Annotated in this window: 17 protein-coding genes; 11 read left to right on the forward strand and 6 right to left on the reverse strand. The window is 32.7% G+C overall.

What is annotated here, in order from left to right; genetic code table 11:
* Positions 1 to 23 precede the first annotated feature (23 nt).
* The 4 genes from Q0X14_RS08855 to Q0X14_RS08870 all read right to left on the reverse strand — a co-directional run bounded on the left by Q0X14_RS08855 (position 24) and on the right by Q0X14_RS08870 (position 3,833).
* A complete protein-coding gene (locus tag Q0X14_RS08855) occupies positions 24 to 1,436 on the reverse strand; it encodes a YfcC family protein (protein ID WP_297837203.1) in 1,413 nt (470 codons plus the stop codon).
* A complete protein-coding gene (locus Q0X14_RS08860) occupies positions 1,433 to 2,278 on the reverse strand; it encodes a cyanophycinase (RefSeq protein ID WP_297837205.1) in 846 nt (281 codons plus the stop codon). Before Q0X14_RS08860 ends, Q0X14_RS08855 begins: the two co-directional genes overlap by 4 nt.
* A 3-nt stretch (positions 2,279 to 2,281) precedes the next feature.
* Positions 2,282 to 3,376 carry a M20/M25/M40 family metallo-hydrolase gene (locus tag Q0X14_RS08865; protein ID WP_297837208.1) on the reverse strand — a complete coding sequence of 365 codons (1,095 nt, stop codon included), beginning with the start codon at positions 3,374 to 3,376 and terminating at the stop codon, positions 2,282 to 2,284.
* A 94-nt stretch (positions 3,377 to 3,470) separates the two neighbouring features.
* The gene (locus Q0X14_RS08870) at positions 3,471 to 3,833 is read right to left on the reverse strand and encodes a hypothetical protein (RefSeq protein WP_297837210.1); all 363 of its coding nucleotides are present in this window, start codon (positions 3,831 to 3,833) and stop codon (positions 3,471 to 3,473) included.
* Positions 3,834 to 3,989: 156 nt separating this feature from the next.
* Here Q0X14_RS08870 and Q0X14_RS08875 point away from each other — a divergent pair, with 156 nt between their 5' ends.
* Genes Q0X14_RS08875 through Q0X14_RS08915 form a run of 9 tightly spaced genes read left to right on the forward strand, consistent with a single transcriptional unit; the run spans position 3,990 to position 12,137 of the window.
* Positions 3,990 to 4,625, forward strand: a complete 636-nt coding sequence (locus tag Q0X14_RS08875; protein WP_297837213.1) for a TetR/AcrR family transcriptional regulator — start codon at positions 3,990 to 3,992, stop codon at positions 4,623 to 4,625.
* Positions 4,622 to 5,596, forward strand: coding sequence for an efflux RND transporter periplasmic adaptor subunit (locus tag Q0X14_RS08880; RefSeq protein WP_297837216.1), 975 nt, complete (start codon positions 4,622 to 4,624; stop codon positions 5,594 to 5,596). The genes Q0X14_RS08875 and Q0X14_RS08880 overlap by 4 nt, the downstream gene beginning before the upstream one ends.
* An 18-nt stretch (positions 5,597 to 5,614) precedes the next feature.
* Positions 5,615 to 6,520: an ABC transporter ATP-binding protein gene (locus Q0X14_RS08885; RefSeq protein ID WP_297837219.1), complete on the forward strand. Its 906-nt coding sequence runs from the start codon at positions 5,615 to 5,617 to the stop codon at positions 6,518 to 6,520.
* The gene (locus Q0X14_RS08890) at positions 6,517 to 7,437 is read left to right on the forward strand and encodes an ABC transporter ATP-binding protein (protein WP_297837221.1); all 921 of its coding nucleotides are present in this window, start codon (positions 6,517 to 6,519) and stop codon (positions 7,435 to 7,437) included. Before Q0X14_RS08885 ends, Q0X14_RS08890 begins: the two co-directional genes overlap by 4 nt.
* Positions 7,434 to 8,594 carry an ABC transporter permease gene (locus tag Q0X14_RS08895; RefSeq protein ID WP_297837223.1) on the forward strand — a complete coding sequence of 387 codons (1,161 nt, stop codon included), beginning with the start codon at positions 7,434 to 7,436 and terminating at the stop codon, positions 8,592 to 8,594. The genes Q0X14_RS08890 and Q0X14_RS08895 overlap by 4 nt, the downstream gene beginning before the upstream one ends.
* Complete coding sequence (locus tag Q0X14_RS08900; protein ID WP_297837226.1) at positions 8,591 to 9,721, forward strand: ABC transporter permease; 1,131 nt, start codon at positions 8,591 to 8,593, stop codon at positions 9,719 to 9,721. Before Q0X14_RS08895 ends, Q0X14_RS08900 begins: the two co-directional genes overlap by 4 nt.
* A gap of 4 nt (positions 9,722 to 9,725) precedes the next feature.
* The gene (locus Q0X14_RS08905) at positions 9,726 to 11,063 is read left to right on the forward strand and encodes an adenylate/guanylate cyclase domain-containing protein (RefSeq protein ID WP_297837229.1); all 1,338 of its coding nucleotides are present in this window, start codon (positions 9,726 to 9,728) and stop codon (positions 11,061 to 11,063) included.
* A 13-nt stretch (positions 11,064 to 11,076) separates the two neighbouring features.
* A complete protein-coding gene (locus Q0X14_RS08910) occupies positions 11,077 to 11,514 on the forward strand; it encodes a thioesterase family protein (protein ID WP_297837231.1) in 438 nt (145 codons plus the stop codon).
* Positions 11,514 to 12,137 (forward strand): class I SAM-dependent methyltransferase, encoded by a 624-nt coding sequence (locus Q0X14_RS08915; RefSeq protein ID WP_297837233.1) that lies wholly within the window; start codon positions 11,514 to 11,516, stop codon positions 12,135 to 12,137. The genes Q0X14_RS08910 and Q0X14_RS08915 overlap by 1 nt, the downstream gene beginning before the upstream one ends.
* Here the strand turns inward: Q0X14_RS08915 and Q0X14_RS08920 are convergent.
* Together Q0X14_RS08920 and Q0X14_RS08925 are read right to left on the reverse strand one after the other, a co-directional pair.
* Complete coding sequence (locus Q0X14_RS08920; protein ID WP_297837235.1) at positions 12,130 to 13,041, reverse strand: site-specific DNA-methyltransferase; 912 nt, start codon at positions 13,039 to 13,041, stop codon at positions 12,130 to 12,132. The two genes, Q0X14_RS08915 and Q0X14_RS08920, sit on opposite strands and share 8 nt — an antisense overlap.
* The gene (locus Q0X14_RS08925; RefSeq protein WP_297837239.1) at positions 13,026 to 13,658 is read right to left on the reverse strand and encodes a ThaI family type II restriction endonuclease; all 633 of its coding nucleotides are present in this window, start codon (positions 13,656 to 13,658) and stop codon (positions 13,026 to 13,028) included. Before Q0X14_RS08925 ends, Q0X14_RS08920 begins: the two co-directional genes overlap by 16 nt.
* Before the next feature lie 44 nt (positions 13,659 to 13,702).
* Here Q0X14_RS08925 and Q0X14_RS08930 point away from each other — a divergent pair, with 44 nt between their 5' ends.
* Together Q0X14_RS08930 and Q0X14_RS08935 are read left to right on the forward strand one after the other, a co-directional pair.
* Positions 13,703 to 14,650, forward strand: a complete 948-nt coding sequence (locus tag Q0X14_RS08930; protein WP_297837241.1) for an AEC family transporter — start codon at positions 13,703 to 13,705, stop codon at positions 14,648 to 14,650.
* 63 nt (positions 14,651 to 14,713) lie between these two features.
* On the forward strand, positions 14,714 to 15,013 hold the full coding sequence (locus tag Q0X14_RS08935; protein ID WP_297837244.1) for an MTH1187 family thiamine-binding protein: 300 nt from the start codon (positions 14,714 to 14,716) through the stop codon (positions 15,011 to 15,013).
* Positions 15,014 to 15,029 lie beyond the last annotated feature (16 nt).

A 15,029-nucleotide genomic window follows, 5' to 3' on the forward strand; every position in this document is an offset into this window, starting at 1 on the left:
GTTGATAAAATATTAAATCCTTTTTAATGCCATCCGAATAAGTTTGGTGGAATAAGTAAAATAAAACCAAGAATAAAAAGAACAATCATTAAAGGTAAAACCCATTTTGCCCATCTATCCCAGGGAACGCGAGCCATTGATAAAGCTCCCATTGTTACTGCTGATGTAGGAATTATAATGTTCGTGTATTCACCAAACTGAAAAGCAAGTATTGCTGTTTGTCTGGTTACACCTGCAAGATCTGAAAGCGGAGCCATAATAGGCATTGTAAGTGCTGCTTGTCCACTTCCTGAATGAACGAAAAAATTAATTATTGCCTGTACTATAAACATTTTTTGTGAAGCAAAAATCGGTGAAGAAGATTCAATGTACGGAGATAATCCATAAAGAATTGTATCAATAATGTTTGCATCTCTCGACAAGACAAGGGTTGCTCTTGCCAAAGCAATTATTAAAGCAGTTCCGACAAGATCTTTAGCACCATCTACAAACGCTTTAATTAAATCATCACTTTTTAATCCACCAATAATTCCAACTACAATTCCCATTATAAAAAACATTCCGGCTATTTCTTCAATGTACCAGTGAAATTCAACAACACCTACTACAAGTAGCACTAATGATAAAACAAATGTTATGAGAACAGCTTTATGCTTTAGCGAGAAATGATTATCATTATTATAAATTACATCAAAGTGTTCGTTCTTTCTTCTGATCTCATCTTCTTCATACATTGGACTGATTCGAGGATTTTTTTTCAATCTGTTTACATACCATAAAAGAAACAGTATTGCTACAAATGTTGATACTGCCCAACAAATCATTCTGTAACCAATTCCGGAGAAGAGAGGAACTTCCGCGATACCCTGAGCAATACCGACATTAAAAGGATTTAAGAATGCACTAGCAAAACCTATGTGAGCGCCAATCAACGGAATTGCAACACCAACAATTGAATCATATCCAAGTGCAAGACAAATCGGAACGATTATTAAAACAAAAGGAATTATTTCTTCATTCATTCCAAAAGTTGCACCGCCAAGAGAAAACATAAGCAATAAAACCGGAATGAAGAGATTTTGTAACAACTTTGATGTCTTATATGCTTTTGCAAGTTTGTTAATGAATGAGTTTATTGCATCGGTTCTTGCAAGAACATTGAATGCACCACCAACGATAAGAACAAAGCCGATAATGAGTCCTGCTTCTACAAATCCTTTCAGTGGTGAGATGAATAAATCAAAAATTCCCTGTGGATGACTATCAACATATTTGAAGGAATTCGGAACTACAACTTCTCTTCCATTAAGAAGCATTCGTTCATATTTTCCACCAGGAATAATCCAGGTCAATGCTGCAATTAGTACCAATAGTGAGAAAATCAACAAATAAGTGTTTGGTACTCTAAGACGGAATTTTCTCTTCTGTTCTGTCATTCAATAACTTTTTTTGATTTTAAATCGAATTTATCACCACTTATCAGAAGATGCATTTTCATTCCTGTAATTCCGAGATTTCCTCTTTTATCCTCTCTGATATTTTTTGCTTCAGTAGGATCATAAACCAAAACCTGATTGTTACCAATTACTTCAAATGTTTCATCTGGTTTTACTATTATCGCAGTTGATTCATCAATAGCAATTCCAAGCAAATCAGGATGTTCACACATAAGTGTAATTAATCTGTTGTGTCTTTTCCTTTTAAGAAAATGTTGATCAATAATTGCATTCTTAATGAATCCAAATCCCTTGCTTGTTTCAATATTCCCTTTTTGAATTGAAATGAATGCCGAAGTTGAATCTTTATTCATCAATTCATTGCCGGTTATCATTACTTCACTCATAACTGCAGCACCAGCACTTGAGCCACCAACAACACCTCCATTATTATAAATATCAAAAACTTTGTCAAGAAGTTTTGTACCAAGCATATCTCGCGTAAGATCGCTTTGATCACCTCCAAGAAAATAGACAGCATTAGCCCAATTCATTTTCTTAATATTTGAGTCAGCATCAGCAGTTTCTTTTGTAAATAAAAGATAATCTGCCTTTGCACCAAGCTCTTCGAATTCTTTTTTATGAAGTTCGCTGTTTTTAATTGGATTTGACCCGGCGTTTGGAATGATAACTATCCGAGCATCTTTACCACCAGCAAGTTCAATAAATTTCTTAGAAGTTTCAATCGTGTGAACGCCGCCAATTATTACCAGGTAACCTTTATTTTGAGATAGAATAATTGAAGAAAAAACAATTATAATTATCAAAGAAATTTTTTTCATAGGTCAATCCTTCTTAACTAGTTCAAGCGCTATTTCTGCTGACTTGATTAAATCTTCGATATAAACGAACTCATCATTTGAATGAGGATTCTGTGCACCAATCCCAATATTCACAGATTCAATTCCATTTGCGTTAAGTGAGTTTGCATCACTACCACCAAGAGAAATTTTGGGATTGGGTACTAACCCAACTTTAGTTAGTGCTTTTACAATCTCTTTATAAACATCAGAGTTTTCTTTGATAGTATAAGGTTTGAAATCCCAGAAATAATCATATTCAATACGAGCGTTTAGTTTATTAGCTTCATCTTCAAAAGTGTTAACCAATTGTCTGAAATATTTTTCTGCCTTATCAAGATTGAATGAACGAACTTCACCGACCATTTCAGTTAATTCGGGAATAACATTTACAGCCGAACCACTTTTCAATGTCCCGATGTTCATCGTAGTTTCTTCATCAATTCTTCCAAGTGGAAGTTTTGTTATTGCATTAGCAGCTATAAGAAGTGAATTGATTCCCTTTTCAGGTGCGATTCCGGAATGTGATGCTCTTCCAAAGATCTTAAGATTAAATCCGATTGCACCGCAAGCTGAATAAATAAAACTCCCTGGGCGATAACCGGAATCAAATACAAATCCCTTTTTTATGTTTCCGTTTAGTCCAAGATATTTTGAACCAAATAAAGTTGTTTCTTCACAGGTAGTAAATGCGACTGTAAAATCCTTCACGGAAATTTTATCTAAAGCGATTTTTTCAAGAGTATAAAGAAGAACTGCAACTCCTTCACGATTATCAACACCAAGCACAGTATCACCTGATGAAGTAATACGGTCTTCCCTGATTACTGGTTTTACATTTTCAGTTGGTCGAGCAGTATCCATATGAGCTGTAAGAACAAAATCGCCACCGGACCCAACTTTGCAAATTAAATTACCAGTGTTGCTGTTTGTGAATTTTGCAGAATCATCGAATTCAACTTTGTAACCGAGTTGCGAGAGGAAGGAATTAATGAAATCAGCCAGAGGTTTTTCATTAGCGCTCAATGCATTTATTCTGATTACCTGAAGAAAAATTTCTATCAAACGGGAAGGATTCATTTGTAACTCTGCTTACAATTTTAACAAATATTGTAATTTCTGTTACAGAGTTACAAAAAATTAATTAATAAGTCAAGTGGTTTCTTTAAAATAATTACTCATCATCAGAATAGATTTCCAGATCGCCTTTTTTGATATATCCATCTTTTATTAAACTATCTGCAGACCGATAAAGTACAATTGTTACTTCATTTGTGTTGTTATAACCTGTTGATTCGATTTTTACACCATTCAGTTCTTTTGCAATTTTAACTTTGGCTATCAACATATCATTATTTATCAATGATTTCTCAAGCTTCGCTTTCTTCACCGGAATATTCATCAATCCCCAGAATATCCCTTTACGGGCATTTGTCAATGCAGCTTCAATATCCGTATCAACTTTTGATTGTGAAAAAACAGAGAAAGAAATTATTAACTGAAAAAGAATGAAGGAAAAGATAAAATGATATTTCATAGCACCCTCAAAAATATTCTGTTCAATTATAGAAATAATTTATTTCAGCTTCAAGCAAGTGATGTTTGTCTCAATCTTTTTTTAATTCAACTAAAGACTTGTTTTTCATTCAACACTGATTTAATTTGGAAACTAATAAAACGAAAATAGTTTCCAATGGCTAGGATTAAAAAAACGGAAAACTCCGCTGAGCAGGATAAAATAATTCAGTTTTGCACTTCAAAATTTTTGCAGGATGGTTTTTACTTTGTCTCCGTTGACCAGATTGCCAGTGAATTAAGAATAAGCAAAAAGACAATCTACAAATTCTTCTCAAGTAAAGACGATCTGGTTAAAGCTGTGGCTTTAAAACTTATGAATGAAGTGAGCGATAAAATTGAAAAGATTATAAAATCAGAGAATGACTCATTAACAAAAGTGATAATGTTATTTGAAGTAATGGCTGGCGTTGTTGTAAAGTTTTCTGAAAAATGGTTGAAAGACCTTCAAATTCATACACCTGAATTGTGGAAAGAAATAGACGAGTTCAGAACAAAAAGAGCTTTCACAGCTTTAGGTAGTATTATAAAACAAGGTCAGATTGAAGGAATCATAATTGAGAAACCAATTGAGCTTATCATTCACATTTTTGTAAATACCATTCGTTCAGTCGTTCATCCTGATTTTCTTTATCACCAAAAGTTTAACTATAAAGAAGCTTTTATTCATTCTTTTGAGATTTTATTTAATGGGATTTTAACTCCAAAAGGCAAGAAGATTTTTGACAAAATTTTTCCAAAGGTAATCAAATGAAAAACATAAAATTTTTATTTCTGTTTTATTTAACTGTTAGTTTATTTGCTGGATGTAGTACTGAAGACAATCAAAATTTAATAGAAGTTACAGGCACTATCGAAGCAACGAATGTAACTGTTTCTTCAAAGGTAAACGGAGAAGTAATTTCAATATTCAAAGATGAGGGAGATAAAGTTTCAGTCGGAGATACATTATTAATTATTGATCCGATTATTTATAAAATAAAATTGCGGGAAGCAGAGGCATTATTATTATCAGCAGAAGCTCAATACGAATTGGTCAGAAACGGTGCACGGAAAGAAGATATTCAGCAAGCAGAACAACTATTGAAACAATCAGAAATAAATCTTCAGACGGCACAAAATGACAAAATAAGATTTGAAAATCTTTATCAGACAAAATCCATAAGTAAAAAACAATATGAAGATGCAGTTGCAAAGTATGAACTAGCACTTGCTCAGTTTAATTCCTCAAAAGAAAATTACTCAAAGATTCAAAACATTTCGCGACCCGAAGAACTTAAGCAGGTAATGGCTAATGTTGAAAGACTTAAAGCCAATGTTGAACTGATTAAAAAGAATTTAAATGACTGTTTTGTTACTGCACCTATCAGTGGTGTAGTTGTTAAAAGGTTTGTTGAGACGGGCGAAACAGTTACAAATCTGTCTTCACTTATAAAAATATCCGACTTAACGCAGGTTGAATTGATGGTTTATGTTAATGAAAAAGATCTCCCAAAGATAAAACTTGGTCAGGCAGTTGATGTTAAAGTGGATGCTTTTCCCGATAAATCTTATAAAGGTAAAATAATATTTATCTCACCTGAAGCAGAGTTTACTCCCAAAAACATTCAGACGAAAGAAGAAAGGACTAAACTTGTCTTTGCAGTTAAAGTAAAAATTGATAATCCTGATTATGAACTGAAATCCGGTATTCCGGCAGACGCGATTATCAAATTGCAAAAGTGAAATCTTAAGATTTTTAAAATGGATATAATAGAAATTAAAGGTTTGACTAAGTCCTACGGAGAATTAATCGCTGTTAATAACCTATCGCTTACAGTAAAAGAAGGTGAAATGTTTGGACTTGTTGGTCCTGATGGAGCCGGTAAAACAACTACTATCAAAATTCTATGCGGACTTTTGAATCCTGATGACGGTCAGGTAAATCTTTTCGGGAAAAATATTCTAGATAACAGAAAAGAAATTCAAAACAACATTGGATATCTTTCTCAAAAGTTTAGTCTTTATGGTGATCTTACTGTAGATGAGAATATCGAATTCTTTGCACAGATTCATAATGTGAAAAATTTTCATTCAAGAAGAGATGAGCTTTTGGATTTTACAAGATTAACTCCGTTTCGAAATCGATTGGCAGATCAGCTTTCCGGTGGAATGAAACAGAAGCTGGCGCTTGCGTGCAGCTTGATTCATAAACCTAAAATACTTTTTCTTGATGAACCTACCACAGGTGTTGATCCTGTTTCACGAAGAGATTTCTGGAAAATACTTTCAAGTTTAATTAAAGAAGGGATTACAATTCTGATGACCACACCTTATCTGGACGAAGCAGAAAGATGTAATCGTGTCGCTTTGATGCACAAAGGAGAGATCATTAGTCTTGATACACCAGAGAGAATAAAAAATTCTGTTGGTAAGAAATCAGTTGAAATAATTACAAGTGATATAAAACTATCTTATAAAATTCTTAAAGCAATGGAAGGATTTGAAATCCAGATTTTCGGTGACAGAATAAATCTTATTGCAGAATCAACTGAAGAGGTAATCAAAAAGGTAAAACAAATTCTTTCGTCGAATGGAATTGAATTAATCAGTTATCGTGTAGTTAACCTTTCACTTGAAAATGTTTTTATCCATCTGATAAACAAATGAATAGCATAGAAGTAAAAAATCTTACTAAAAAATTTGGTGACTTTATATCAGTAAACGAAATTTCATTTACTGTTAAAAAAGGTGAAGTATTCGGGTTTCTCGGTGCAAATGGCGCCGGCAAATCAACAACAATAAGAATGTTATGCGGAATATTAAAACCTACTTCAGGCGATGCAATTGTTGGTGGTTACAGTGTTATGAATCAGCCCGAAAAAGTTAAGCAGCAAATTGGTTATATGTCGCAGAAGTTTTCTCTTTACAATGATCTTACTGTAGAAGAAAACATTAATTTCTTTGGTGGAATTTATGGATTAACAAACAAAGAACTTGAAGAAAGAAAAAAATGGGTACTTTCAGTTGCGGATTTAACTGGTAAAGAAAATTTTCTAACCGATTCACTTCCGGGTGGAATTAAACAAAGACTTGCACTTGGTACGGCAGTTATTCACAGACCTGAGATTGTTTTCCTTGATGAACCAACAAGCGGAGTTGATCCAATCGCAAGAAGAAGTTTTTGGGAGCTTATTAACTCTCTTTCGGAAGATGGAACAACAATCGTAGTAACAACTCATTACCTTGAAGAAGCAGAGTATTGCAATAATATCATTTTGATTGATGCCGGAAAACTTATAGCAGAAGGTAATCCGAAAGAACTAAAAGCAAAATATATAACATCAAAAATATTTGAAGTTGAATGTGATAAAGTTGTAGACGCAATTGAGATACTATCAAAACAAAACTTTGTTGATGAGTCAAATATTTTTGGTAATAACATTCACATTAGTGTTAATAATAATTTTCTTAGTAATGAACAGATAATAAATCTTTTGACATCTCACTCAATTACTGTTTACAGAATTGATGAAGTAATGCCAACACTTGAAGATGTATTCATTCATCTGGTAGATAAGAAATGAATATCATAAATAAATTTTTAAATTCTCTTTACTTCATTGCTGCAGTTTCAAAGAAAGAAGTAAGACAACTTAAACGAGATTTCAGACTTTTGTTTGTAATATTTTTCTTTCCGGTGTTTTTACTGGTGATTTTCGGATATGCAATTAACTTTGATGTGAGGCATATAAAATTAGCAGTTTACGATCAGGAGAAATCTGACCTAAGTCGGGAACTTGTAAACTCATTAAAGAATTCCGAATACTTTGATGTTGTTGCGTATCTGAACAGCATTCAGGAATCAGACAAAATACTTGATGTAAAAGCCGCACAATGTGTGCTTGTAATTCCTGATGACTTTTCAAGAAAAATATTTTCTCGACAGGATGTAACTCTGCAATTTCTTATTGATGGTGTGGATGGAAACACAGCTTCAATAATAAAAAATTATGTTTCGATGGCAACTTTTGAAATGAGTAATAACATTTCACAGCAAGTTTATTCACGATTGGGAATTAATACTCAGCAACCAATTGCTGTTGAACCAATTTTCTGGTACAATCCATCTTTACAGACAACGAGATTTCTTGTACCAGGATTGATTTCGATGATTTTATTAATCACTTCTGTCATTTCTATTTCTCTAACACTTGTTCGTGAAAAAGAAAGAGGAACACAGGAACAATTAAATGTTTCGCAATTAAATTCACTTGAACTTTTAATCGGGAAAATTATTCCTTATCTGATCATTGCTTTTGTTAATGCAGCATTTATTCTATTAGCAAGTTATATTTTATTTGGAGTTGAAGTGAAAGGAAGTTTTCTCGAGTTATTTCTTACAACTCTTTTGTTTTTATTCTCATCAGCAAGTCTTGGAATTTTTATTTCAGTTATTTCTGATTCACAACAGATTGCTTTTACTTTGGGAACATTTATTTCACTATTACCATCAGTAATTTTATCGGGATTTATTTTCCCGATTGATAATATGCCTTTCGCAGTACAGATTTTGACTAACATTACACCTGCAAAGTTTTTCATCGTAATTCTTCGGAACATAATGCTCAAAGGTGTTAGTGTTGAATCTTATTTTATGCAAATAATTTATCTGCTTATTTTCGCTTTAATTCCATTAACTCTTGGAACAATCATAAGCCGAAAGAAAATGGAATCAATATGAAATCAATTTTGAATTTTATAAAAAAAGAATTTCGGCAGTTCAAAAGAGATCCAAAAATGTTTGGGATAATTCTTATTGCACCTGTTATTCAATTAATATTTTTGGGTTATGCTGCAAATCTTGATATCGAAAAAATCAAACTGGTTGTTTTTGATCAGGATAAATCTTCAACTTCAAGAAAACTTGTGGAAGAATTAACCTCATCAGGTTACTTTGTAATTCAGGATTATGTGAATGATTACAAATCAGTAACAAAGTCTTTAGATTACAACAAAGCTATTGTGGCTTTAGTTATCCCAAACGATTTTGAGAAAAGTTTAAATAGAAAAGAAACAGCCAAACTCCAGGCGATTTTTGATGCGGCTGATGGTAACACAGCATCAATTGCAGCAGGATATCTTCAGCAGATCATTTTACAATTTGCTAAAAATATTTCATTCCAATTGATGCAGAAAAGTGGAAATCTTATAATCCCGGTTGGTAGTATTTCTCCTGAAATCAGAGTTTGGTACAACCCAACATTAAAAACAAGAAATTATATGGTTCCCGGCATCGTGGGATTATTGTTAAGTGTTGTTACATTGCTACTAACTTCACTCGCAGTTGTCAAAGAAAAAGAAATCGGTACAATGGAGCAATTAATCGTAACTCCATTAAAACCTTATCAAATAATTATTGGAAAACTGGTACCATTTATCTTGTTAGGATTCCTATCTATTGTAATTGTATTAACAGCAATGCGAATTGTTTTTGATATTCCGGTTAAAGGCAGCATTCCGTTTTTATTTCTTTCCGCATTTTTTTACATACTATCAACTCTTGGATTAGGATTGTTTGTTTCTACTATTTCAAAAACACAACAGCAGGCAATGATGATCGCAGTTTTTGCTGTAATGATGCCGATGGTCTTTTTATCTGGTTTTGCATTTCCGATAGAAAACATGCCTGAAATAATTCAGTATATTTCGTATATAATTCCACTTAAATATTTTATTAATATAATTCGTGGAGTAATTTCAAAAGGGCTTGGATTTTCTGAACTCTGGATCAATGCTCTCGTACTTTTGATAATGGGTATTTTTATTCTCGTTCTCAGTTCACTAAGATTTCAAAGAAGATTAGATTAAACTGATGGCTTCTTATAAAGACTTTTTACTTAACAGATTGCTTGATCATCTGGGAATTGATAAAAAAATTCCGGATGAAAAATTAATTCAGGAACTTGTTAGCAGTGAGAAACTCCGCGCAAAAATTCTTGCATTTGTTCTTACTGTAATGCTGATCGTAATAATTATTATCGGTTTGGTTTATAGCGAAGAATTCAAACCAACCTACAGCAGCACTTTTGTTTTCCTGATTACTGCCGGAATGATTTTGTTCTTACTGCTTAGAACAATAATCTTAAACAAAGTTGTAAAACACTGGACTAAATTTGGTTTTGGCTGGTTTAACTTTTTTAGATATGTAAACATCTTTCTGGAGATAAGTATACCAACTATTGTTTTATATTTTTATTCATTCTTCATTCCATCCGTGTATCCATTACTTACTCCGATTTCATCAATTTATTTTATTATAATTTTTCTCTCAGCTCTTGAGCTTGATGCACACTTAAGTATTTTCAGCGGACTAATTGCAGCTATTGAATTCACAATACTTTCTTTGATTTTACTTGATAATTCCACAACAAAAAATATTTCTCCCGTTTTACAATTTTTTCCGATGTATTTAGGTAAAGCTTTGTTATTTGCACTAAGTGGTTTTATTGCTGCAATGGTAACAAATCAGGTAAAGAAGATTTTATTACGATATTTTGAAACGAGAGAAGAGCGAAATAAAATTGAACACATCTTCGGACAAATGGTATCGAAAGAGATTGTTGAAGATATATTAAATAATCAAACTGAAATTGTAAGCAGAACCAGGTTTGCCTGCATTATGTTTCTTGACATCAGAAATTTTTCTTTGTTCGCTGAGAATAAATCACCGGAAGAAATTATTGAATATCAGAATAAAGTTTTCGCACCGCTGATTGAAATTGTAAATAAGCATAAAGGAATTGTAACTCAGATAATGGGTGATGGATTTATGGCAATCTTCGGCGCACCAATCGAACACGAAAATGACTGTCAGCTCGCTTTGAACGCTGCAATTGAGATTCATAAAGTTATCAGAGAAAAAAATGAAAATGGTGATATACCCATAACTAAAATTGGAATCGGGCTTAATGCAGGAGAAGTAGTTACAGGAAATGTCGGAGCTGAAAACCGGAAACAATATTCCATTACAGGAAGAGCTGTAATTGTCGCAGCCAGATTAGAACAACTCAATAAAGAATTTAATTCAGAACTTCTGATTTCAAGAGCTGTATTCGAAAGAATTAATCTGGATGGATTAAAACCTGTCAGACATTTTCAGGTTAAAATTAAAGGTCAGTCAGAACCAATCGAAGTTTATCAAATCATTTAATTGAATTTTAAATATGCCAAGAATAAAAATTGATTTGCCGGAAAAATTTATTTTCAAAACTGATATTCCTTTGAGAATATCAGACATCAATTACGGTGGGCATCTTGGAAACGATTCTGTTCTTTCAATTTTTCAGGAAGCAAGAATAAGATTCTTAAATCAATTTGGTTACTCGGAAACTGATATTGATGGTAGCAGCATCATAATGACTGATGCGGCAATTCAGTACAAATCGCAAGGATATTATGGTGATATTCTATCAGTTGAACTTACTGTTGATGATTTTCATAAAGTCGGCTGTGATTTTTTCTATCGTGCAACCAACAAGCTAAATAGGAATGTTATTGCAATTGGTAAAACAGGAATTGCTTTCTTTGATTATAAGAAAAATAAATTGACTTCTGTTCCTGAAAAATTCGTTCAACTAATTGAAAGACTGAAAGCAGAATAATGGGTTTCTATTCCAAAGTAATTATTCCATTCCTCTATGACTTCTCAATGGATTCAGAACAAATTAATGAAGGGAGGAAAAATTTATTAAGTAAAGTAACTGAAGAAAATGTTGTTGAAATTGGATTTGGCACCGGGATAAATCTTAAATTCTATCCCGAGAATGTAAAACACATTATCGGCATTGATGCGAATGAAGGAATGCTAAAGCAAGCAGAGAAAAAAATATCTAACAGTAAGATTAGAGTTCAACTCATACATCAAAGCTCTGAAAAGTTACCTTTCGAAGAAAACAGTATTGATGCAGTGGTTTCAACTTACACACTTTGCAGCATTAAAAATGTTGAGTTAGCACTTAAGGAAATTTACAGAGTGCTTAAACCCAAAGGAAGATATTATTTTCTCGAACACGGACTTGCAGACAAACCTTTTACACAAAAACTTCAGCATATATTAAATCCAATTCAGAACATTTGGGCTGGAGGATGTAATCTGAACAGAAATATTTCCTCAATTATTTCTTTATCGGGATTAAGTATAATTGAAATGAAAAATTATTATATGAAACGTGACCCTAAAATTGTTGGCTATATGTATGAAGGAATAGCAGAGAAAATTACCTAAATAAATTACCCTGCTTTTTCAATTCCTCCAGTTTTTTATTTGCTAGTTTAACATATTCTTCAACTATGTCGTAACCCAGATAATTTCTTTTTAATTTTAATGCAGCAATGCATGTTGTACCGCTTCCAACAAATGTGTCTAAAACAACATCATCTTCAAAGGAATATAATTTTATAAGTCTTGCTGGAAGTTCTTCGGGGAAAGGCGCTGGATGTCCCACTCGTTTTGCCGAAGCAGCTGAGAATTTCCAGATGCTCTTTGTGTATTCCAAAAATTCGTTTTTAGTAATCGAACTTTTTTTATTTCTACTTGGAAGAGTGAAATTCCCTTTTGAGAATATTAAAATGTATTCGTGAATATCACGCAAAACAGGATTTGCTGCAGATAACCAACTACCCCAAGCTGTAGAAGCACTGGAACTTGAGCCCTTGTCCCATATAATTTCACCTCTCATTAAAAAACCAATTTCCAGCATTGAGTCAATAATATAACTATGTAAAGGTATGTATGGTTTTCTACCAAGATTGGCTACATTTATACAAACTCTTCCCCCAGGAACTAAAACCCGGTAAGTTTCCTTCCAGACCCTGTTTAATAAATCTAAATACTCGCTTAGAGATAAATCCTTATCGTACTCCTTGGTCACATTATAAGGAGGAGAAGTTATCATCAGATGTACTGAATTATCAGGTAATTCATGCATCTCTTCACTGGATTTACAATAAACCTTATTAAGTTTGTCGGGACTGATTTGATTTTCAAAATATTCGAGATCAAAATCTGTTTTTAATTCTTCATATAATCTACTGTTATAAAATGCTGATGAATCGTGATTGATTCTTCCCGATGTTCCGAATTTTGATGTTACTGTACTTTTAACTTTTACTTTCATTCCTGAGCCCATAATTCAACCCATCTTTTGAAAGGATTATAATAAATGTCTTCTTTCTTCCATTGTATATCGATTGATCTTGTCGATTTATCTTCTATCATCGCTATCATTGCCTTTTCAGAATATTCAACTCCTCGAGGATTTGTTCCTTTTCTGTAAATCTTAAAAAATTTTTCTCTATTTAATGATTTGAATACTTTAATTTGAGTCTCAAGAGGAATAAAAAATAAGTTTCCCCTATCATTCCATTTAATTTGTGCTAGCAGAATTGCCATATGAGGTTCATAATTTTTTAAATATGATTTTATACTTTCCTGGTCAACAGTCCAAATTGATTTTATTCCTGATAGACTATTTCCCGTTTTAGTCTTTATCGATAAAGGGAAACCTTTTACAATTACATCGGTCTCCGATTCGGTTATAGGAATTTCATTGTTAACATTTTCTTCACCAAATTTATATATCAATAATGCAACAAGTATTCTTTCTCTCACGGATCCTACTTCCATCCCAATCTTACCAGCTCTTTGACTTTCCAATTCAGCAATTTGGAAAAGTTTAGGTAATTTTGCCTGAATTTTTTTGATTAATATTTTGTCTTCAAAAATTTCTTCAATTGGATGTTTCATCAAAAACCGTTTTTGTTTAGTTAAAGATAACAAAATTATATTTAATGATTAACAACATACTTTTTACAGCTAACATTGTTGCCCCGGTATTTTTAATTATTGCACTTGGTTATTTCTCTAAAAAAATGAAAATCATCAATGAGAACTTTGTTGATGTAACTTCTAAATTTGTTTTTTCAGTCTCCCTTCCGGCATTGGTTTTTATGCAGATTGCTGAAATGGATTTAAGTAAAGCGATAAACTTTCCACAGATAATTTTTATATATATCGGAACAATTGCGAGTTTTATTTTAATATGGTTGATTAGTATTCCTTTCATTAAAGATGGAAGAGACAGAAGTGTTTTTATTCAGGGTGCTTTCAGAAGTAATTTTGCAATAGTTGGATTCGCCATAATCTCAAATTTATTCGGAACATCTGCTTTAGGTAAAGCTGCCATAATTCTTGCATTTATTCTTCCGCTATACAATGTTCTTGCAGTAATTGTTCTGACTGTTCCGCTTCGACAAACAAATCAATTAAGCTTTAATCCAATCATAAAAGAAATACTTTTAAATCCACTGATTGTTGCTGTAATAGTAGGACTTCCATTTTCTTACTTTGCAATTAAACTTCCGTCAATAATAATTACAACAGGAAATTTTTTATCAGACCTCGCACTTCCACTTGCATTGATTGGAATTGGTGGCTCATTAAATCTCGAACAAATTAAAAAAGCATCAACCCTTGCATTCACTTCATCCTTCATTAAACTAATTCTTATTCCTTTAATTCTAACTTCAACAGCTTATTTTATAGGATACAGAGGAATTGATCTTGGAATAATGTTTATACTTTTTGCGTGTCCGACTGCAATTGTAAGTTTCATTATGGCTGAAGCAATGGGTGCAAACAGTAAGCTTGCCGGGAATATAATTCTCATTTCAACACTTGGTTCAGTGTTTACAATCGCAGTAGGAATTTTAATTCTGAAAACAGCGGGACTGATTTAAATCTTTTTATTCCCATCCAATCCAATATTTATTTAAATTTGTATTAACAAGCGGAGCAGAAAAATGAAAGTAATTGTTGATGTTGCAATAATTCCCCTTGGAGTGGGATTATCACTTTCTAAATATGTAGCAGAATGTGAAAAGATATTTAAAGCTGCAGGACTAAAGTCAACTCTTCACGCAAACGGAACAAACATAGAAGGTGAATGGGATGAAGTATTCAATGCAATTAAGAAATGTCACGAACACCTTCATCAAATGGGAGTTCCAAGAATTTCAACAAATGTAAGAATAGGAACCAGAACAGATCGTGAACAAACAATGGAAGAAAAAATTAAAAGCGTTGAAGAGAAGATTAGTTAATTAATTTTTCCCAAAA

This window comes from Ignavibacterium sp., assembly GCF_025998815.1.
Taxonomy (GTDB): domain Bacteria; phylum Bacteroidota; class Ignavibacteria; order Ignavibacteriales; family Ignavibacteriaceae; genus Ignavibacterium.